Here is a 20,142-nt window from a genome sequence, read left to right on the forward strand (position 1 = left end):
GCGCGCTACGCAAAGCCGCCGAAGGCCACGACGTCTCCATCAAAGCCCTGTCCAAGCACGATCACGGGGGTGGATCGGACTGGCAGGCCCAGATGGCGAAGGTCACCGTGAACACCACTGGGACACAAGGCAAGTAACTCGTCGGTCGATGACGGACAAGGCAGCGCTGCCGATCACCTCACAGACCTCCGCCGACGAGGCCGTCAGCGCGGTCCGGGACTGGGTCGAAGCCGAGGTACCCGCCGACTGGCGGGCAGCAGCCGCCGAGGGCCCGACCGCACTGCGCTCCGCCCGCAGCGCGGCCGACTACCGGCGGTGGTATCCGGCGTTCGCACGTTCGGGTCTGGTGGCACCGACCTGGCTTCCCGAACACGGCGGCCTCGGCGTCGGCAACGACGTCGCACGCGCCATCGAGCAGGTGCTGGCGCCGCTGCGGTTGACCCGGCTCAACCCACTGGGGCTCAACAACGCCGCCGCGGCGCTGTTCAGTCACGGCACCGAAGAACAACGGCAGCGCTTCCTGCCGCCCATCGTCCGCAACGAGGAGAAGTGGTGTCAGCTCTTCAGCGAACCCGGCGCCGGCTCCGACCTCGCCTCACTGGCCACCCGGGCTGTTCCTGACGGCGACGACTGGGTGATATCCGGACAGAAGGTGTGGACCACCTGGGCCGACGAGGCGGATTTCGCGATGTTGCTGGCCCGCACCGACCCCGACCGGCCGAAACACCAAGGCATCACCTACTTTCTGCTCGACATGAACCAACCCGGTGTGGAGGTGCGGCCGCTGCGCCAGATCACCGGCGAGGCGGAGTTCAACGAGGTATTCCTCGACGGCGCCCGGGTCCCCGACGCGTACCGGATCGGGGACGTCGACAACGGATGGCGAGTGAGTGCGTCGACGCTGTCCAGCGAGCGTCAGATGGTGTCCGGATCGGGATCCGGCGGCATGGGCCGCCTCGGCGGTGCCGGGGCCGACCGTCTGATCTCACTGGCCAGGGAAACCGGCCGGTGGGAGGACCCGCTGGTGCGCGGCAAGATCATGCGCCTGTGGGCTCAGGAGCAGATCAGGGGCTGGACCAATGCCCGGGTGCGTGCCGCGCTGTCAGCCGGCCAGTCCCCCGGCGCCGCGTCGTCGATCGGCAAGGTCCATCAGGCCTGGCTCAACCAGCAGATCCAGGACTTGATGGTGGATCTACTCGGCACCGCCGCGGTGGCCTGGCCCGCGAGCGACGATGCGGATGCGCTGCCACGCGAGGTACACGGCATGCTGCGCAGTCTCGCCAACGGCACCGAGGGCGGCACGACCGACATCAACAAGAACATCCTCGGGGAACGCGTGCTAGGACTGCCCAAAGAACCCGACCCGTGGAAGGGCAAGCCTTGGAAGGAGATTCCACGCTCCTGACCGCGTGAATGCCGCAGCCGAGCATGGACGTTTCGTCGCGAGAATATATGCTCTCATTTTGGGATAATGGCGATACCGGTGAAGCGTCGCGTACCGGCAGGGACGGCGATCGAGAGGAATTACTGTGAGCGATCCGAAGACGTTCGAAGTATGGGACGCCGACAACCACATGTACGAGACCATCGATGCCTACACCCGCTACCTTCCCGAGAAGTATTCGGAAGCACTGAAATTCGTCGATGTCAACGGACGGAAGAAGCTGCAGATCCTCGGCGTCATCACCGAGACGATCCCGAATCCGACCTACGAGGTGATCCCGACGCCGGGCGCGTGGGCCGACTACTACCGCGGCATCAACCCGGACGGCAAGTCGCTGCGCGAGCTCGCCGAACCGATCCGCTGCCCCGACGAGTTCCGGCGGCCGGATCTGCGCCTGGCCCTGATGGACCGTCAGGGTGTCGACGGCGCCGTGATGTTCCCGACCACCGCGGGCATGCTCGAGGAGCGCACCAAGTCCGACACCGAGTTGACCCACGCCATCACCCACGCGTTCAACCGCTGGCTGCTCGAGGACTGGACGTTCAACTATCAGGACCGGATCTTCCCCGTCCCGGCGATATCGCTGAACGACCCGGCCAAAGGCGTGCAGGAACTGCACTGGTGCCTGGACAACGGCGCCAGGACGGTGCTGATCAGGCCTGCGCCGGTACCCCGCGAAGACGGCAGCTCCCGCTCGGCGGCACTGCCGGAGTTCGACGACTTCTGGCGGCTGGTGGAGTCCTCGGGCATATCGGTCCAGATGCACAACGCGGACTCCGGATACGACCGCTATGTCGACGACTGGGAGAGCGGCGCAGAGTTCCAGGGCTTCCAGCTGACGAAGCTGCGCGGGTTCATCTACGAGGAGAGCCGCCACATCTTCGACACCCTCGCGGCGTTCATCGCCCACGGGGTGTTCGAACGTTTCCCCGGTGTCCGTATCGGTGTGGTGGAGAACGGCGGCTCCTGGGCGCAGCGCCTGATGGAGGTGTTCGACCGGGTCTATCGCAAAAAGCCCAAGGACTTCAGCGAGCACCCCGGCGACGTCTTCCGCCGGCACATCTGGGTCAACCCGTTCCACGAGGAGGACATATCGCATCTGATCGACGTATTGGGTGCGGACCGGGTGATGTTCGGGTCGGACTACCCGCATCCGGAAGGGCTGGCCGAACCCGCGGAGTTCGTCAAAGAACTGGCGGACTTGCCGGCCGACACCACCGCACGCGTCATGGGCGGCAACCTCAAGGAGCTGATCGGGATCTAACCGGCGCGGATTGCGCCGAACCGCGCCCGGAGTTCGTTCTTCAACACCTTGCCGGTGAGGTTGCGCGGCAACGCGTCCACCACCTGCAGGCTCTCGGGTGACTTGTGCTTGCTCAGGCCCTGGGCCTGGCAGTGCTCGGCCAGCGCCGCCAGCGTGACCTCGGCGCCGGGCTGCGCGACGACGACAGCGCACACCCGCTCACCGGTGCGCGGGTCCGGCACGCCGATGACCGCGATGTCGGCCACCGCCGGATGGGTGGCCAGCACACCCTCGATCTCCAGCGCCGAGATGTTCTCCGCGTTGCGGATGATCGCGTCCTTGATCCGGCCCGTCACCACGACATTGCCCGCGGAGTCGACGCGGCCCCAGTCCCCGCTGCGGAGCCAGCCGTCGGCGTCGAACGCGTCGGCGTTCAGCGTCTCGTCGACGTAGCCGAGGAAGCACTGCGGTCCTTTCAACCGCAGTTCCCCCTCTTCGCCCGCGGCCGCCTCCCGACCGGAGTCGTCGACCACCCGCACCGACACCCCGGGCACCGGCCGCCCGACCGTGTGATCGAGCACCTCCGGCGCACCGTCCGGCGGCGGCGACGTGGCCACCGGGAACTCGGTCAGCCCCCACGCGTTGGCGACCCCGGCGACCGAAAGTGTCTCGCGCACCTGGCGTCCCAGTTCGGCGGTGATCGGTGCACCGCCGCCCAGGCACGCCCGGAGGTCGGGAAACAGCGGCTCACTGCCCTGTGCACGCTGTGCGGCCATGTAGGCGACGAAGAACGGCGTCGCCGTACCCAGCAGCGTCGGCCGGTGGGCCGCGATCGCGTGCGGGCCCGACACCGGGTCGAACGTGTCGAACAACACCAGCCGCATGCCGGTCAGCAGGCCGGCGGCCAGCATCGCGGCACCGCCGATATGCGAGATCGGGAACGGGATCGGGTTCACGTCGCGGCTGGTGGCTCCGACCATTCCGACCACACCGGCCGAGCCGGCCATCACCGATCGGTCGCAGTGCCGCACACCTTTCGGGGCCGCGGTGGTACCGGAGGAGTAGTAGACCCATCGGGGCAGGGTTCCCGACGTCGGCGGCGCCGGGAGTCCCGCCGGATCTCCACAGGGAACGCGTAACCCGGCGGCCACGGGTGCGCCGTGATCGACGACCACGACGCTCATCGGCCGGCTGTCCGCCAGGTCGTTCGCGAGGGCGACATGGTCGAAGCCGTGCCACGTCCCCGGCACGATGATCACGTCTGCGCCGAGTTGGGTTGTGGCGAAACCGACTTCACTCTCGCGCCAGATCGGCAGGATCGGATTTTGGACGGCGCCGAGTCGAGTCAGCGCGACCATCACGACCATCGTCTCCAACGTGGTCGGCAACTGCCAGGACACGACCGTCCCTTCCGCGACGCCGTGTTCGGCCAGGGCGGCGGCGGTGCACTCGGCCGCGTCGCGCAGTTGCGCACACGTCAGGTCACGTCCGAAGTCGTCGGCGAGCACGACCCGGTCGGGATGCTCGCGGCCCGCCGACTCCACCAGGTCCCAGTAGGTCTGCGCCCCGGACACCGCGTACCTCACGAATTCGGCAGCAGCATCCGCCGCTTGGCGAGGATGTTGCGCATCATCTCAGAGCTCCCCCCGGAGACGGTGTACGCGCGTGACCACAGCCAGCATTCACGCAACCGCTCCTCGGCCTGCGACACCGCCGGGTCCGTCGACCCGTCGGTGCACACGATAGCCGCGAGCTGCGCACCGTAGGCCGAAACCCGGTGGTAGGTCTCGGCGAAACTCAACTTGGCGATCGCACCGTCGGCCGGTTCCTGCGTACCGGCGATGAGCCGCTCGACATGGTCGTCGATGAATGCCTTCGCCGCCTCGACCTCGACGGCGAGTTCCGCGATCGTCTGCCGGATGTCGGTGTGTCCCAGCGCGGATCTGCCGTCCAACAACCCGTTCCGGGCGACCAGCACGAGGTCGTCGATCAGAAGTTCCAGCAGGACGACGTTGCCGCCGATGCCGAAGCGTTCGAAATCGAGTCCGGCCATGATGATCGACCAGCCCTGGCCCGCGTCACCGATCAGGTTGTCGCCGTCGACCTCCACGCCGGTCATGAACACCTCGTTGACCTCGATCGCGTCGCCGACGGTCCGGATCGGCCGGATCTCGACTCCGGGTGCCGACAACGGCACGGCGAACACCGACAGGCCGTGGTGGCGGGAGGACGCCGGATCGGTGCGGATCAGCGCCAACCCCATATCGGCCCAGTGCCCGTCGGTGATCCAGGTCTTCTGTCCGTCGATGATCCAGGTGCCGTCGTCCCGGCGAACCCCGCGGCTGCGCACGCCGGCGATGTCACTGCCGGCGTCCGGTTCGCTGAGCAACTGACACCAGACGTGCTCACTGCGCCGGATCGGCGGCAGCAGTCTGCGCTTCTGTTCCCCGGAGCCGAAGTGCAGCAACACATGCGCGGCAAGGTTCACCTGATCGACCGGCCGCGGTGCGCGCGCCCGCAGGATCTCCTCGCTGACGATGCGGTCGTGCAACGGGTGGTGGTCGGCGCGCCCGCCGTATTCGACCGGCCAATCCGCACCGACGAACCCGGCGTCGAACAAGCCGGCGAACCAAGTGCGCAGCTGGGCTTCCTGCTCGGCGTCCTCGGGAGCGCGATGCCCTTCGCGCGCCTCGATGGGCGGCGCATGGTCGGCGATGTGGCGCCGGACGAGGCTTCTGAACTCCTCCAGCGCCGCAGCGCTGGGCCGGTTCCGGTAACCGCTCACCAGCCGGACACCTCCGCGTACAGCGCACGACTCGACCGGACGGTGCCGATCAGGTGGGCGTTGGTGAAGACCCTCCGCAGCTCGTAGTGCAGCGGATACTCCCAGGTGAATCCGATGCCGCCGGACAGTTGCATACATTCGTCCACTGCCGCAGTGGCGTTCGCGGCGACGAACGCGTGCGCGGCCGCCGTCATCGCGGTGGCGCAGTCGTCGTCGGCGGCGATCGCGCGCGTCGCCTTCATCACCGCGGCGCGGGCCTTGACCTCGAACACCAGCACCTCCACCAGCCGGTGCTGGATCGCCTGGAAGCTGGCGATCGGCCTGCCGAACGCGACGCGGTCCTTCAGATAGGCCGTCAGCCGGTCGCGGGTCATCGACACCGCGCCGACGGAGTCGGCGGTGACGAGCAGCCTCGCCATCGCGAGCAACCGGTCGCCTCGCTCGGCGGACCCGATCGGCGCGCCCGCCGACCCGCTGAGGTCGACGCGCCACACCGGCCTGGTCACATCGAGGAGGTCGTCGTCCAGCCGGCGGCGTCGCGCATCGAGATCGTCGAACATGTGAATTCCGTTGGCGCCCAGAGTGACCACCACATCGACGTCGTCGCCGCGGATCACCCGCGCAGAGTCGGCGGCGATGGTCACGGCCGCCGACGCCGTGCCGTTCAGCAGTTTCGGCAGCCAAGCACCCCGGACCTCGCCGGGCGCCGAGGCGAGCGCCGCGGCGGCCAGCGTCGTACCGAACCACGCGGACCGGTCCTGTGCGCGCCCGAGTTCCTCGGCGACGACACAGCTCTCGACCGGGCGCCACCCGGCCCCACCGAGCTCCTCGTCGACGAGCAGCCCGGTCCAGTCCATCGCCGCGAGATCCTCGACGGATTCCTTCTCTCCACGGTCGGCCAGGAAATCCCGCGCAGACGCTCTCAGCAGATCGAGGTCGACGTCCTCATCCGGCATCAGATGGTCAACTCCGGGCGAGCAGTTGGTCAGCGTTGTCCCGCATGATCCGCTTCTTGGCCGCGTCGTCCAGCGGGTCGAGCAACTTGACGAAATCGGCGGGCTCGGCGAGGCCTTCGGCGTGCGGGTAGTCCGATCCCATCAGCAGGCATTCGTCGTAGCCCAGCCGGGCCACGATCGCGGGGATGTCGTCCTCGGGGTAGGGCACCACACCGACGTGCCTGCTGAAGATCTCCGACGGGCGTTCGGTCAGCTTGCCGCCGATCCACGGCCCGTTCCGGCCCATCCCGCGGCTCTTGTCCATGTGGACGACGAACTGCGGCACCCACTCCGCACCGTGCTCGGCGACCAGAACGTTCAATCCGGGGAAACGGCCGAACAGATTGTCGAAGATCAGTGCCGACAGCGTGTCCTCGATCGGCCGTTGACCGTAGACGTTCATCCACTGCCAGGCCGACATGTGCCACGCCGCCGGGTCGGGATTGTGCCCCCAGGCCGGCGAGATGTTGTCGAAGTACCAGTACGGCTGGATGTGGAAGACCAGCGTGCAACCGGCCTCCTGCAGCCGGGCGTAGATCGGGTCGAAATAGGGATCGCCCGGTGAACGGCCGTAGGCCGGCCCGGTGGGCAGCAGCACCATCCGTACCCCCTGCTCGATGATCGCCTCGGTCTCGGCGATCGCCGACGGCAGATCGCGCAGCGACAACAACGCCGTCGCGTAGATCTTGTCCCGGTAGTTGAAGCCCCACGTCTCGTCGAACCAGCGATTGAACGAGCGCAGATTCGCATACAACGCCTCGGTGTCGTCGACGTAGTGCTCGGCGGCCAACGCCATCCCCGCCGGGAAGATGACCGCGCGTTCGACGTTCTGGCGCTCCATCACCTGCAGGCGGGCGTCGCGCTCCAGCCACTCCGGCTGCATCGGCTGTGGCTCGTAGGTCTCGTCGGGATTGCCCGAGCCCATCTGCTTGAGCATCTCCTTCAGCGATCCGGGCCGATACGCGAGGTCGAAGCCGAGCCCGGCCTCACTGTTGAAGGTCGCGATCCGATGACCGGCGAGGATGACCTCGTTTCCGTCGGCCGCCCGCACCGGAGCGATGGCGCGGTCGTGGAACTGGCTGGGCAGATACCGGGTGAACGCATCGCGTGTCTCGTAGCAGTGGGTATCGCAGTCAAAGATCCCGTAGCCGAGTTTCGTCGTCACGACCGCTCCTTCACCCAGATGAGAATCAATATTCTCTCAATTCAGAAAACATACTATCCTCGGCCGAGAATGCATATCCCGGTTGGACACATCGCCCCCCCAAGGACCCCATGACCGCCAGCGAGGCCGACGCACTCCGCCAGGCAGCACGCGAGTTCTTCGACGCCGTGTCGCCGTCGACCAGAATCCGTGAGCTGATGGCCACCGACGCGGGCTGCGACCGAGCGGTATGGGAACAGATGGCCAACGAACTGGGCCTGCACGGCATCGCCGTCCCCGAGCAGTACGGCGGCGCGGGCGCCGGTCTGCCGGAACTCGCGGTCGTCTTCGAGGAGATGGGCGCAGCACTGGTGTGCGCACCGTTCTTCTCCACTGTCGCACTGGCAGTGCCGACACTGCTCGCCAGCGGCGACGACACCGCGATGCGGCGATACCTGCCCGCGCTGGTCGACGGCTCCGAGACCGCGACCGTGGTGCTCAACGGAACGTTGGATGCGTGGGATCCCGCCGCGGTGTCACTGACGGCCCGCCGCGACGGAACCGATTATCGGCTGACCGGCCGGGCTGATCGGGTTCTGGACGGTCACACCGCGAATGTGATTCTGGCCGTGGCGAACACAGAAAACGGCACATCGCTGTTCGCCGTCAGGACACCTGCCGAAGGACTCGGTCGGCAGCCGATGGCGACGCTCGACCGCACCCGCAAGGTCGCCGCACTGAGCTTCGACGGCGTACCGGCAACATTGATCGGCGCCGACGGGGGCGCCGCCGCCGGCCTGGAGCAGGCCTACCGGGTCGCCGTGATCGCCATCGCCGCCGAACAGGTCGGCGCCGCACAGCGATGCCTCGACATGGCCGTGACCTATGCCAGGGAACGTATCCAGTTCGGTCGTTCCATCGGCAGCTTCCAGGCCGTCAAGCACCGCTGCGCGGACATGCTGGTACTGGTGGAGGGCGCCCGGTCCGCCGCGGAATACGCGGCCGGACTCCCCGACGGCGACGAGCAGGCGGTGGCGGCCTCGGTAGCCAAGATGGTGTGCTCGGAGGCGTTTCTCGAAGTGGCGCTGGACAATATGCGGATCCACGGAGGTATCGGGTTCACCTGGGAGCACGATGCCCACCTCTACATGCGCCGCGCCAAAACCACCCAGTTGATCTTCGGCACCCCCGACCACCATGCCCAGCGCCTGGCCACCCTCGTCACCTCCTCGAGCCCCTAGCCGGAAGGACCACCGTGACCATTTCGTACTCCCTCGAACTCCCCACACAGCGGGTGGAGGCGGTGGATGAATTCGTCTCCGCCGAGGCGATATCGGAGATGTCCCGTGCCGCCGAAGCAGCCGGGTTCGCCGCGGTGCACGTCACCGACCACCCCGCCCCCGACGCCAAGTGGCTCGACCACGGCGGACACCACGCGCTCGATCCGTTCGTGGCGCTGTCTTTCGCCGCCGCGGCGACCAGCGAGGTCAAGCTGCTGACCAACGTCTACATCGCCGCGTACCGAAACCCGTTCCTGGGCGCCAAGTCGATTCAGAGCCTGTCGGTGCTGTCCGGCGGGCGGCTCATCCTGGGTGCTGCCGCCGGCTACCTCAAGCCCGAATTCAGGGCGCTGGGAGTCGATTTCGAGACCCGCGGCGCACAGCTCGACGAGGCTCTCGACGTCTTGGACAAGGTGATGACCGGCGGCGACACCGCCTACGACGGAACGACATTCTCCGCGCGGGGTGTCCGGCTGCGGCCGTTGCCCGCGACCCCGCCGCCCGTGTGGATCGGAGGCAACAGCAAGCCCGCCGTGCGCCTCGCGGTATCCCGCGCCCAGGGATGGGCCCCGTTCAACACCTTCGGCTACGCGGCGGCGTCGCGCACCGCCGAGATCTCCACGCTCGACGAGCTCGAGGCCGCGATCGGGTGGGCCAAGAAGTACGCGGCCGAGATCGGCCGCACCGAGCCGCTGGACATCTGTTTCTCGGTGGGCAACCTGCTCGACGACGGCCGATCTGCCGACGAACGGCACGCGACGATCGCGAAGCTGGAAGCGATGGGGGTGACCTGGCTGACCATCGCCGGCCAGGGCGCGGACCGGGCCGAGGTCGTCGACACCGCGACGTCGTTCGCGCAGGAGTTCATCGCATGAGGCTGACCGCTGCGAACCCGTCGACACGGACGCGCCGATGGGCGAACAGCCAGCGGCCGTCGATCGGGGCCAGCACGTCGCGGTAGCGGCCCCAGTGGTCGAGTCCGACGTCTGTGTACACCGCGAAGTAGCTGCTCACCTCGGTCCGCTCCGGTGTCACCGACCCGAACCGGATGCTGGCGACGTGATGGCGCACGTACGACGGGCTCCGCCGTGCCGACTCCGGCTCGTTCGCCATCGCGGCCGCCAAGCCCGTTCGGATCGCGGCCGGTCCGATCAGTGGTTGCGCGCCGCCGGTGAACTCGAGGACGCCGTCCGGCCCGAAACACTGCGCCAGTGCCGCCAGATCGAACGAGTCGGTCGCCGCGGTGTAGTCGGAAAGCGTCTGCCGGACGGACTCTCGGGCATCGAGCTCCCAGAGCTCCATCATTTTCCTCCGATGTGAACATAAGTTGGCATCCCACGATAACGTGAGTTCTCATGCCGCAACCACGTCTGCAGGAGCTCCTCAACCCCGCCACCACCGCGCTGGTCACCCAGGAATGCCAGGGCGGCGTGATCGGCGCGCAAGCGGGGCTGCCGATGCTCGCCGACGAGGCCCGCCGCGAGGCGGTGCCCAACATCGCCACCCTGCTGGAGGCGGCCCACGCGGCCGGGGTCACGGTGGTGCACTGCCTGATCGAGAGGCGGCCCGACGGCCGCGGCGCGAACACCAACGCCAGACTGTTCATGGCGGGCAAGTCGTTTCCGTCCGATCTGACGCCCGGCAGTCCCGGCGCCTCGCTGCTCCCCGAGCTCGGCCAGCAGCCCAGCGACATCGTACTCACCCGTCTGCACGGCGTCGGGCCGATGACCGGAACCGACCTCGACTCCGTGTTGCGCAACCTGAACATCAGAACCATTGTGGGCGTTGGCGTTTCAGTGAACGTGGCCATCACCAACTTCGTCATGGATGCGGTCAATCGCAGCTACCAGTTCGTCCTCCCCCGCGACGCGGTGAGCGGGTACCCCCGCGAGTACGCGGAGTCGGTCATCGACAACACCCTGGCCCTGCTCGCGACGGTGACCACCACCGACGCGGTGGTGGCCGCATGGAAGGAATCGGCAGCCGGTTAGCCGGTATGGATGTTGCCTCCGCTTGGTGATAACGTCATTTTCACTAAGTGTAAATGCTCATATTCGCAGCTCTGAGGAGGTTGGACACGTGCCTACCCGGTCCCTGCCGTACCCGGTCTTCGACATCGACAACCACATGTACGAGACGACGGACGCCCTCACGAAGTACCTGCCGAAACAGCATCGAGGCAAGGTCGGCTACGTCGAGGTCAACGGCCGGCCCAAGCTCGTGGTCAAGGATCACATCAGCCACATGATCCCGAACCCGACGTTCGAGCGGGTGGCCCGGCCGGGCAGTGCCGAGGACTACTTCCTCGGCAACAATCCCGAAGGGCTGAACTTCCGTGAGTTCATCGGGGAGCCAATGGATGTCATCCCGGCCTTTCAGCACCCCGCGCCGCGCCTGGAGCTGATGGACGAACTCGGGATCGACCAGTGCGTGATGTACCCGACGCTGGCGAGCCTGATCGAGGAACGGACCACCGACGATGTCGTCCTGACCCATGCGATCATTCACGCGCTCAACGAGTGGATGTACGAGCATTGGACGTTCAACTACGAGAACCGGATCTTCGCCACCCCGGTGATCTGCCTGCCTCTGGTCGACGAGGCGATCAAGGAGTTCCATTGGTGCCTCGAGCGCGGGATGAAGACCTTCCTGGTCCGTCCGGCCCCGGTGCCGAGCCGTTTCGGCGGGTCACGCTCGATGGGCCTTCCGGAGTACGACCCGTTCTGGCAGGAGGTCGTCAACGCCGGCATCCCGGTGACGTTCCACGCCTCCGACAGCGGGTATCAGAAGCACCTGATGGAGTGGGAGGGCGGCGACGAGTACCTGTCCTTCAAACCGAGCGCGCTGCGAGAGGTCGTGATGGGCTTCCGCGCCATGGAGGACACGCTCGCCGCGTTGATCTGCCACGGGGCGCTCTCACGCTTCCCCGACCTGAAGGTCCTGGTTGTCGAGAACGGCAGCGGATGGGTACGAAACCTGTTGCGCCTCTTGGACAAGGCCTACCGGACGATGCCCAAGGAGTTCGACGAGCACCCGGTCGAGGTGTTCAAGCGCAACGTCTACATCCACCCGTTCCTCGAAGACGACATCAAGGGAATCATCGAGATCATGGGCGAGGACCATGTGATGTTCGGATCCGACTTCCCGCATCCGGAGGGCATCGGCGATCCGCTGAGCTTCGTGGACCGGCTCGCCGGAGTCTCCGAGTCGGCCACGGCGAAGATCATGGGCGGCAACGCGATCGAGGCACTGGGCCTGAAGGTTTCGGTATGACCCGGACGGCGGCCACGCCCACGCTGTACGACGGAGTCGACGCGTTCGAGGCACACGTCGGTGAGCACCTGGGCTACAGCGGATGGCATCAGGTTACCCAGCGCGAGATCGACCTGTTCGCCGAGGCGACGGGCGACCACCAGTGGATCCACGTCGACCCCGAGAAGGCCGCACAGGGCCCCTACGGCAAGACGATCGCCCACGGCTATCTCACGCTGTCGCTGGTGCCGATTCTCGTCCAACAGATCTACCGGGTCACGGGCCTGTCGATGCAGGTGAACTACGGCGTCGACAAACTACGGTTCCCAGCACCGGTACCGGTCGACTCCCGCATCCGCGCCGGCGCCGAGTTGCTCAAGGTGGAGCGCACCGACAAGGGGGCCAGAGCCACCGTGCGTGTCACCGTCGAGGTCGACGGATCCGACCGGCCGGCCTGCGTGGTCGACACCATCGCCGCGATGGTGGGCTGAGCCGCACGTCAAGCGTTGAGCAGACGCTCGCCGATGACGCCCTGCTCGCGCAGCTCCGTGATTTCCTCGGGCGTCAGCCCCATCTCACCGAGCACCTCGTCGTTGTGCCGACCGAGAGTGGGAGACGGCATGCGATGGTGTCGCGCCGGACCCGGCGTGATCCGAAACGGCCAGCCGGGGAACCGTTGTCGTCCCGCGATCTCGTGGTCGAGGTCAACATAGAACCCGCGCGCGTCGAGTTGGTCGACCTCGTACATGCGATCGGCCGTCATCAGTCGCGCGGCGGGCACCCCACGTGCCGACAGCGCCTCGGCGAAATCCTCGGCACGGATGGCCGCGGCGTATTCGGCGATCACCGCGTCGAATTCGTCATGGTGGCGCAATCGGGCGGCCGCCGAACCGAATCGCGGATCCTCCTGCAGCTCGGGCCGGCCGATGACCTCGGTCACGCAGGCCCAGTCGGTGTCGTCGCGCACCGAGACCGCGATCCAGTCGTCCTCCCCCTGTGTGGGGTAGACGCCCTGCGCGTAGGCGCGGTGCCGGTTGCCCTCCCGTTCGCGCACCCGTCCGGTCATCGAGTACTCGATGACGGGTTCGGCGGTCACGGCGGCACCGACCTCGATCTGCGCCACCTCGATCAGTTGTCCCTCACCGGTGCGGCGCCGGTGGTCGAGCGCGGCGAGCAGCGCCACCGTCGCATGCACCCCGGCGATCGGGTCGGCGGGCCCCTGCAGGTTGCACGGCGGCCCGTCGGCGTATCCGGTCACCGCCGACATCCCGGCCAGCTGTTCGATGTTGAGTGCCCAGCCGACGTAGTCGCGCCACGGTCCGTCCAGCCCGAATCCGGGCATCCGGACCATGACCACCCCAGGATTGATCTTCGCCAGGGAGTCGTAGTCCAGCCCGAACTGCTCGACGACCCGCGGGGAAAAGTTCTCAATCACCACATCGGCGTCCGCGGCGAGCCGCATGGCCAGGTCCCGGCCCACGTCGGTGCCGAGGTCGAGGGTGATGTCCCGCTTGTTGAGGTTGGTGCCCTGCCACAGCGGCCCGATGTCGTACCACCGGTCACTGCTTCGCAGGAGCGAACCCGAGTACCGGTGCCCGTCCGGACGCTGGACCGACTCGACCTTGACGACGTCGGCGCCGAACGCGCCGAGGTAGCAGGTCAGATACGCACCGGCCCAGAACGTACTGAGGTCGAAGGCCTTCAGGCCCGCGAACGGACTCGCGCCGTCCGCGATGGAGGCCGCGCCGCGCTCCCCGCGGTCGTCCCACGGCGTAGGGGCACTCGCGCCGAGCACCGGCGCGGGCCGTGGTGGGGGCACCGGCGTCTTGGACAGCCGGAACGGGGCACCGGGCCTGCGGAACGGCTCCGCCCGCGCGCCGGCATCGGATCCACCCTCGACGAAGAACCCGCGGTCGCGGTACTGGGGACAGTCCAGGATGGTCGCGCCGTCGTTGATCGGCGCGGCGGGGATGCGCATGGCCTGGCTTAGCTCGACGAGGTCGGCGACCGGCATCGAATCCAGCCAGGGCTGCGCCTTGGCGAAGAACTCGTCGCGTTCCGGGCCGCCGAGCATGATGGCGAGTTGATGTTCGCCGAACTCCGGCAGGCCGACCATCGCGCAGACGTCCAGCCAGTGCTGCCCGGTCAGACAGTTGATGCCGATCCAGCCGTCGGCGGCGCGGACGATGCCGAGCATCGGTGCCGCCTTCGAGTTGGTCGGCAGACCGAGGCTCTTCAAACGGTCCGCCATCAACATCGGATACGGCAACGTGCTCAACAGCGACTCGAACGTCGACACGTCGGCCTCGACGACGCGGCCCCGCTCCCCGTCGGCGACCCGCAGCGCGGTCAGCGCCGCCAGCGCCGCATAACCCCCGGCGATGTACTCGGGGATGCGCGCGCCGGCCTGAACCGGCGGGCGGCCGAACTCGCGGGTGTTGACCCATCCCGACGCCGCCTGCAGCGTCAGCGATGTCGACGGCTGATCCCGCCGAGGGCCGTCCTGGCCGTAGTCGGACACCCGTACGACGACCAGATCGCTGTTGATCCGCTGCAGCGCGTCACGGTCGAGCCCCCACTCGAACCGGTCGGCCGACCCGGGTGGGAGGTCTTCGACCAGAAGATCGGCCCGCGCGAGCAGCTCGTGGACCTGCGCCAGACCTGCGGGCGTCGTCAGATCTACTGTCAGACCGTGCTTTCCGGCGTTCAGGTACTCGAACAGTCCGCCGCGTTCGGCGGTCTCGTCGCGGAACGGACCCCAGCGGCGCAGCGGATCGCCCGAAGGGGACTCGATCTTGCAGACCTCGGCGCCGAGGTCGACGAGAAGTTTGGTGCAGTAGGGCGCCGCGATCTGGCTGCCCAGTTCGACGACGCGCAGACCGGCCAGTGCCGGACTCACGTCGCTCACGCGGGCACCCCGATCGCCTTCGGCTCCATATAGGCCCGCAGCCCCATCACTCCCCCCTCGCGACCGATGCCGCTCTGCTTGAAGCCGCCGAACGGGGCGTCGCCGGGGATCGTGCCGTTGATGGAGACCTGACCGGTCCTGATGCGGCGGGCGACCGCGAGGGCGCGCTCGACATCCCCACCCCAGACCGCACCGCCCAGCCCGTACGGGGAGTTGTTGGCGATGGCCGCGGCGTCGTCGTCACCGCGATGCCGCAGTACCGTCAGCACCGGTCCGAACACCTCCTCCTGCGCGATGAACGAGTCGGGGCCGGCATCAGTCAGGATCGTCGGTTCGAAAAAGTTTCCGGCCGAACGGTTTCCGGGAGTACCGCCACCGGTCACCACCTTGGCTCCGTCGGCTTCGGCGCGCCGGACGAAGCCGCGCACCCGCTCCAGATGCTCCCTGCTGATCAGCGGCCCCATGTCGACACCGTCGTCGGCGGGGTTACCGACCGTCACGGCGCGCGCGAGGTCCACCAGCCGGGCCACGACCTCGTCGTGGCGTTCGGCGGGCACCACCAGCCGGCTGTTGAGGATGCACGCCTGCCCGGCGTGCAGGGTGCACCCTTCGAAGAGCAGACGCTCGAGCAGCTCGTCGCTCAACTCGACATCGTCGAGGAGCACGCTGGCCGACTTTCCGCCGCATTCCAGCAGGATCCGTTTCATCGTCCCCGCCGCACCGGCCATCACATCCCTGCCCACCGCCGAACTACCGGTGAAGCTGACCATGTCCACCCGGGGATCCAGGGTCAGAACCCTGCTCGCCTCCACTCCGGCCGGGGTCACGACGTTGACGACCCCGGGCGGAATGTCAGTTTCCTCCTTGATGATTCGCGCGAGCGCCAGACCCGCCAGGGGGGTCAGCGGCGAGGGCTTCAGCACGAGCGTGTTGCCCGCGGCCAGCGCGGCCCCGACCTTCATCACGTTGAGCGTGTGCGGAAAGTTCCACGGTGTCATGACCGCGACCACGCCGAGAGGTTCGTACCGCAGCAGCGTCGTGCCCGCCGCTCCCCACGCGTCCATCGGCGCCTCGGCCGGCTCGAGGGCGAGTTCGGCGGAGTGACCGGCCATGAACGCCGGGCCGTCCACATGGATCAGTCGCTCGTTCGCCGTACAGCCCCACTCCGCTTGCGCGAGGGCGTAGATGTCGTCGCCGTGGGCGAGCAGCGCATCACTGAACTGCTGCAGACATCTGGCCCGCTCCTCCGGCGCGGCCGTGGCCCAGGGGCCGGAGTCGAACGCCGTCCGCGCCGCGGCGATGGCCTGTTCGACCTGCGCCACCCCGGCATCGGGCGCCGTCGCGAGCACCTCGCCGGTGGACGGGTTGGTGACCTCATAGCGGGCGCCGTCCGCGGGCACCCAGTTGCCGTTGATGAACAGGTCGTAGTCGTCGACGAGGCTGGACGAGGCCATCAGATCACTGGACCTTCCTGGTTGCCCTACAGATGGTGGCCGGCCGTGCATGTGCACCGAGATATCCGACATCTGCGACTTGTGTGTACACCGACCGAAGTCAGTACGTCAATGGCTAATACCGTTTACGCTGGGCAAACAACGATTGACACCTCCGCTGCCGGTGCGGTAGACACAGAGCAGCCGGACAATCTGTCGGTATCTGTCCGACAGATGACGTTTGAGGAGAATCCTGCGTGCCCACTGAATCCCGGCCCGATGTGAAGCCAAGACCGACCTCCACGCATCCGCTGCATTCGCCGGACTTCTACGCCGGCGACCCGTACCCGGCCTACCGGGAACTGCGGAAGACCACCCCGGTGGTGTGGAACGACACCACGAACTTCTGGGCCCTGACCAAATACGAGGACGTCCGCTTCGTGTCCGGGCATCCGGGGCTGTTCTCGTCGACCAAGGGCATCACCATCCCCGATCCCGAGCAGCCCGAGCCGGTCCAGGAAGGCAACCTGATCTTCACCGATCCGCCTCGGCACCGTCAGTTGCGCAAGCTGATCAACGCGGGCTTCACCCGTCGTCAGGTGACATTGCTGGAGCCCACGGTCCGGCGCATCGTCGCGGACATCGTCGAGGGCATCGACCCGTCCCGCGAGTACGAGTTCGCCGAGGAGATCGCGGCACCGCTGCCGACCCGGATGATCGCCGAGATGCTCGGCGCGCCGCCGGAGGATTGGGAGAGATTCCGCACCTGGTCCGATGCGGCCGTCGGGACGGCGGACCCGGACATCGAGATGGATTCGCTGGTCGCCCTGGGTGAGCTCTACGAGTACTTCACCGCGCTGATCGAGGACCGCCGGTCCGGCCGGGTGACCGGGCAAGACGATTTGTTGAGCATCCTCGCCGCCGCGGAGGTCGACGGTGAGCGTCTCACGGACGCCGACCTGCTCAATTTCTCGTTTCTGCTTCTGGTCGCGGGCAACGAGACCACGCGCAACCTCATCGCGCTCGGCACCGCGGCGCTGCTCGAGCATCCGGACCAGTTGGCGATGCTTCGCTCCGATCCGTCGCTGCTGACCTGCGCGGTCGAGGAGATGCTGCGGTACACCAGCCCGGTCACCCACATGGCGCGCAGGGCCACCGCCGATGTCGACATCCGGGGACAGCAGATCAAGGCCGGCGACACCGTGGTGATGCTCTACGGCGCCGCGAATCGGGACGAGGAGATCTTCGGACCGACCAGCGAGCAGTTCGACATCACCCGGAACCCGAACCCGCACATCGCCTTCGGTGCGGGTGAACACGCTTGCCTGGGAGCGCAGCTGGCACGACTGGAGGCGAGGGTGATGTTCGAGGTACTGCTCGGCGCGTACCCCAGCATCGAACTGACCGGTGACGTGACGCGGCTGCGGGCGACGATGGTGCCGGGCGTCAAACGTATGCCGGTGCGCCTGAAAGCGAGTGTCTGATGGACTTCGATTACACCCCGGAACAGGAACAACTCCGCAAGGAGTTCCGGGAGCGACTGGAGGCCGTGATGACCCCGGAGCGCCGGGCGGCCGTCGCGGGTCTGATGGAGGGCGGCGCCGCGATGACCGAGTGCAGGAAGGCGCTCGGCGAAGCGGGTCTGCTCGGTGTGGCGTGGCCCGTCGAGTTCGGCGGACGCGGGCTGACCGCGTTGGAGCAGTACATCTTCAACGAGGAGGCGCGCCGCGTGAACGCGCCACTGCCGATGATCACGCTCAACACCGTCGGGCCGACGCTCATCGAGTACGGCACCGAGGAGCAGAAACAGAAATTCCTTCCCGCGATCCTGAAGGGTCGCGTGGACTTCGCGATCGGCTACTCCGAACCCGGCGCGGGAAGCGACCTCGCGTCGTTGCGGACGACAGCGGTGCGCGACGGGAACGAGTTCGTCATCAACGGATCCAAGATGTTCACCAGTGGGGCGGAGTTCGCCGACTACGTCTGGCTTGCGGCGCGGACCGACCCGGAAGCCAAGAAGCACAAGGGCATCACCGTGTTCATCGTGCCGACCGACTCCCCCGGGTTCTCGTGGAAGCCGCTGCACACGATGCCCGGTGTGTCGACCTACTACACGTTCTACGACGACGTGCGGGTCCCCGAGAGCGCGATCGTGCTCGGGGAGAACCAGGGTTGGAAGCTGGTGACCAACCAGCTGAACCTGGAGCGCGCCGCACTGGGGAACCTCGGTGCGCTCGAGCCGCTGTTCGCCAAGACCCTGGAGTGGGCCAGGACGACACCGCTCGACGACGGGCGCGTCATCGACCAGCCGTGGGTCCAGCAGGCCCTGGCCCGGGTCGAGGCGCAGGTCGCCGCCTACCGCCTGCTCAACCTGCGCGTCAACACCAACATGGGAGCCGGCGCCCTCGGCATGGGCGAGGCCTCGGCGGCAAAGGTTTTCGGGACTGAACTCACCCAGCAGGTGGCCCGCGAACTGCTCGACGTGGTCGGCCAGGCCGGCACCCGCAAGGGCGCCGATGCCCCGCTGAAGGGGGAGCTCGAAAGCGCCTACCGGCTCGCCGTCATCAACACCTTCGGCGGCGGTGCGAACGAACTTCAACGCGACATCATCGCCATGGCCGGTCTCGGGATGCCACGCGCACCCCGCGACATGCGAGCGTCCTGAGAAAGGGAATCCTGCAGTGACCGATACAGCCAAAGACGAACTGCGCGAACGCCTCGACGCGCTCATCGGCACACCGACCGACGGGGTCGGCAAGCCGGTGCACGCGCCAGACCCGGTGAACGCCGCGATGATCCGGCACTGGGCGTACGCGCTGAACGACATGAATCCCGCGTACCTCGATCCGGAGTTCGCGCAGAACTCCCGGCACGGCGCGATCGTGTCGCCGCCGGTGATGTTGCAGACGTGGACGATGCCGCCGCCGAAGTTGGAGGGCATCCACGAACGCGGCGGGGTGCCGATCGAGATCAAGGGTGAGAACCCCCTGCAGTTCCTTTCCGACGCCGGCTATACCGGCATCATCGCGACCAACTCGGAGTTCGAGATCGAGCGCTATCCCCGTGTCGGAGACGAGATCACGTCCGAGACGGTGTTCGAGTCGATCTCCGACGAGAAGAAGACGGCCATGGGAAACGGCTACTTCGTCACATGGGTCACCACGTACCGCGACCAGAACGGCGACGTCATCGGCCGCCAGTGGTTCCGGACCCTGCGCTTCAAGACGGGTGGATGATGGCCAGCAGACTCGCCCCGTCGATCAGCCCGGACACCGAGTTCTTCTGGTCCGGCCTCAAGGAGCACGAACTCCGGATCCAGCGCTGCACCGACTGCACGACGCTGCGCGTTCCGCCGCGGCCGATGTGCGGCAGCTGCCAGTCGCTGAACTGGGACTACGTTGCGTCCACGGGACGGGGCACCGTCTACAGCTTCGTGATGCCGCAGTACCCGCCGCTGCCGTTCCTCGAGTATCCGTACGTCGTCGCGTTGATCGAACTCGACGAGGGGGTCCGCATCGTGTCGAACCTGTGTGACATCGCACCGGATGCGATCGAGGTCGGCATGCCGGTCGAAGTCTTCTACGAGAACTTCGAGGCCCTTCCCAGCGGGGAAGAGCTGGTGCTGCACCAGTTCCGGCCGGCGCGCTGAGGAGGGGGA

Annotated in this window: 18 protein-coding genes; 11 read left to right on the top strand and 7 right to left on the bottom strand. The window is 67.3% G+C overall.

Annotated features, from left to right (window positions below):
• Positions 1–148: 148 nt before the first annotated feature.
• Entirely contained in the window at positions 149–1,405 is a 1,257-nt protein-coding gene (locus BST38_RS15845; protein WP_110781770.1) for an acyl-CoA dehydrogenase family protein, read from the top strand.
• 118 nt (positions 1,406–1,523) lie between these two features.
• Entirely contained in the window at positions 1,524–2,708 is a 1,185-nt protein-coding gene (locus BST38_RS15850; protein ID WP_083144300.1) for an amidohydrolase family protein, read from the top strand.
• On the opposite strand, the gene BST38_RS15855 is transcribed toward BST38_RS15850, so the two are convergent.
• Genes BST38_RS15855 through BST38_RS15870 form a run of 4 tightly spaced genes read right to left on the bottom strand, consistent with a single transcriptional unit; the run spans position 2,705 to position 7,632 of the window.
• Positions 2,705–4,261: a class I adenylate-forming enzyme family protein gene (locus tag BST38_RS15855; RefSeq protein WP_083144409.1), complete on the bottom strand. Its 1,557-nt coding sequence runs from the start codon at positions 4,259–4,261 to the stop codon at positions 2,705–2,707. The two genes, BST38_RS15850 and BST38_RS15855, sit on opposite strands and share 4 nt — an antisense overlap.
• Before the next feature lie 8 nt (positions 4,262–4,269).
• A complete protein-coding gene (locus BST38_RS15860; protein ID WP_083144301.1) occupies positions 4,270–5,472 on the bottom strand; it encodes an acyl-CoA dehydrogenase family protein in 1,203 nt (400 codons plus the stop codon).
• Positions 5,469–6,428, bottom strand: a complete 960-nt coding sequence (locus BST38_RS15865) for an acyl-CoA dehydrogenase family protein (protein WP_083144302.1) — start codon at positions 6,426–6,428, stop codon at positions 5,469–5,471. The genes BST38_RS15860 and BST38_RS15865 overlap by 4 nt, the downstream gene beginning before the upstream one ends.
• Before the next feature lie 7 nt (positions 6,429–6,435).
• Complete coding sequence (locus BST38_RS15870; protein WP_083144303.1) at positions 6,436–7,632, bottom strand: amidohydrolase family protein; 1,197 nt, start codon at positions 7,630–7,632, stop codon at positions 6,436–6,438.
• A 110-nt stretch (positions 7,633–7,742) separates the two neighbouring features.
• Between BST38_RS15870 and BST38_RS15875 the strand changes: the two genes are divergently transcribed.
• Positions 7,743–8,852, top strand: a complete 1,110-nt coding sequence (locus BST38_RS15875; RefSeq protein WP_083144304.1) for an acyl-CoA dehydrogenase family protein — start codon at positions 7,743–7,745, stop codon at positions 8,850–8,852.
• Between the two features lie 14 nt (positions 8,853–8,866).
• Entirely contained in the window at positions 8,867–9,766 is a 900-nt protein-coding gene (locus BST38_RS15880; protein ID WP_083144305.1) for a TIGR03619 family F420-dependent LLM class oxidoreductase, read from the top strand.
• On the opposite strand, the gene BST38_RS15885 is transcribed toward BST38_RS15880, so the two are convergent.
• Positions 9,756–10,193, bottom strand: a complete 438-nt coding sequence (locus BST38_RS15885; protein ID WP_083144410.1) for a nuclear transport factor 2 family protein — start codon at positions 10,191–10,193, stop codon at positions 9,756–9,758. The two genes, BST38_RS15880 and BST38_RS15885, sit on opposite strands and share 11 nt — an antisense overlap.
• Before the next feature lie 53 nt (positions 10,194–10,246).
• Between BST38_RS15885 and BST38_RS15890 the strand changes: the two genes are divergently transcribed.
• The 3 genes from BST38_RS15890 (at position 10,247) to BST38_RS15900 (ending at position 12,634) form a co-directional block, all read left to right on the top strand.
• Entirely contained in the window at positions 10,247–10,882 is a 636-nt protein-coding gene (locus tag BST38_RS15890) for a cysteine hydrolase family protein (protein WP_083144306.1), read from the top strand.
• 88 nt (positions 10,883–10,970) lie between these two features.
• Complete coding sequence (locus BST38_RS15895) at positions 10,971–12,164, top strand: amidohydrolase family protein (RefSeq protein WP_110781771.1); 1,194 nt, start codon at positions 10,971–10,973, stop codon at positions 12,162–12,164.
• Positions 12,161–12,634, top strand: a complete 474-nt coding sequence (locus BST38_RS15900) for a MaoC family dehydratase (RefSeq protein ID WP_083144307.1) — start codon at positions 12,161–12,163, stop codon at positions 12,632–12,634. Before BST38_RS15895 ends, BST38_RS15900 begins: the two co-directional genes overlap by 4 nt.
• 8 nt (positions 12,635–12,642) lie before the next feature.
• Here the strand turns inward: BST38_RS15900 and BST38_RS15905 are convergent, their stop codons facing one another.
• The gene (locus tag BST38_RS15905; RefSeq protein ID WP_083144412.1) at positions 12,643–15,042 is read right to left on the bottom strand and encodes a CaiB/BaiF CoA transferase family protein; all 2,400 of its coding nucleotides are present in this window, start codon (positions 15,040–15,042) and stop codon (positions 12,643–12,645) included.
• 5 nt (positions 15,043–15,047) lie between these two features.
• Complete coding sequence (locus BST38_RS15910) at positions 15,048–16,508, bottom strand: aldehyde dehydrogenase family protein (protein ID WP_110781773.1); 1,461 nt, start codon at positions 16,506–16,508, stop codon at positions 15,048–15,050.
• A 287-nt stretch (positions 16,509–16,795) separates the two neighbouring features.
• Here BST38_RS15910 and BST38_RS15915 point away from each other — a divergent pair, with 287 nt between their 5' ends.
• From BST38_RS15915 to BST38_RS15930, 4 genes are read left to right on the top strand one after another with little or no spacing between them, the layout of a single operon-like run.
• The gene (locus BST38_RS15915; RefSeq protein WP_083144413.1) at positions 16,796–17,968 is read left to right on the top strand and encodes a cytochrome P450; all 1,173 of its coding nucleotides are present in this window, start codon (positions 16,796–16,798) and stop codon (positions 17,966–17,968) included.
• Entirely contained in the window at positions 17,968–19,149 is a 1,182-nt protein-coding gene (locus BST38_RS15920; protein WP_083144309.1) for an acyl-CoA dehydrogenase family protein, read from the top strand. Before BST38_RS15915 ends, BST38_RS15920 begins: the two co-directional genes overlap by 1 nt.
• A 16-nt stretch (positions 19,150–19,165) precedes the next feature.
• Entirely contained in the window at positions 19,166–19,720 is a 555-nt protein-coding gene (locus BST38_RS15925; RefSeq protein ID WP_083144310.1) for an FAS1-like dehydratase domain-containing protein, read from the top strand.
• On the top strand, positions 19,720–20,133 hold the full coding sequence (locus BST38_RS15930; protein ID WP_083144311.1) for a Zn-ribbon domain-containing OB-fold protein: 414 nt from the start codon (positions 19,720–19,722) through the stop codon (positions 20,131–20,133). The genes BST38_RS15925 and BST38_RS15930 overlap by 1 nt, the downstream gene beginning before the upstream one ends.
• The last annotated feature ends 9 nt before the right edge of the window (positions 20,134–20,142 follow it).

Origin of the sequence: Mycolicibacterium parafortuitum, assembly GCF_002086815.1 — a bacterium.
Taxonomy (GTDB): Bacteria; Actinomycetota; Actinomycetes; order Mycobacteriales; family Mycobacteriaceae; genus Mycobacterium; species Mycobacterium parafortuitum.

Bases quoted from the DNA above. Each gene is read 5' to 3' on its own strand.
- BST38_RS15885 (WP_083144410.1), bottom strand. From the start codon at position 10,193: ATGGAGCTCTGGGAGCTCGATGCCCGAGAGTCCGTCCGGCAGACGCTT.
- BST38_RS15930 (WP_083144311.1), top strand. From the start codon at position 19,720: ATGGCCAGCAGACTCGCCCCGTCGATCAGCCCGGACACCGAGTTCTTC.
- BST38_RS15865 (WP_083144302.1), bottom strand. From the start codon at position 6,428: ATGCCGGATGAGGACGTCGACCTCGATCTGCTGAGAGCGTCTGCGCGG.
- BST38_RS15845 (WP_110781770.1), top strand. From the start codon at position 149: ATGACGGACAAGGCAGCGCTGCCGATCACCTCACAGACCTCCGCCGAC.
- BST38_RS15875 (WP_083144304.1), top strand. From the start codon at position 7,743: ATGACCGCCAGCGAGGCCGACGCACTCCGCCAGGCAGCACGCGAGTTC.
- BST38_RS15920 (WP_083144309.1), top strand. From the start codon at position 17,968: ATGGACTTCGATTACACCCCGGAACAGGAACAACTCCGCAAGGAGTTC.
- BST38_RS15900 (WP_083144307.1), top strand. From the start codon at position 12,161: ATGACCCGGACGGCGGCCACGCCCACGCTGTACGACGGAGTCGACGCG.
- BST38_RS15890 (WP_083144306.1), top strand. From the start codon at position 10,247: ATGCCGCAACCACGTCTGCAGGAGCTCCTCAACCCCGCCACCACCGCG.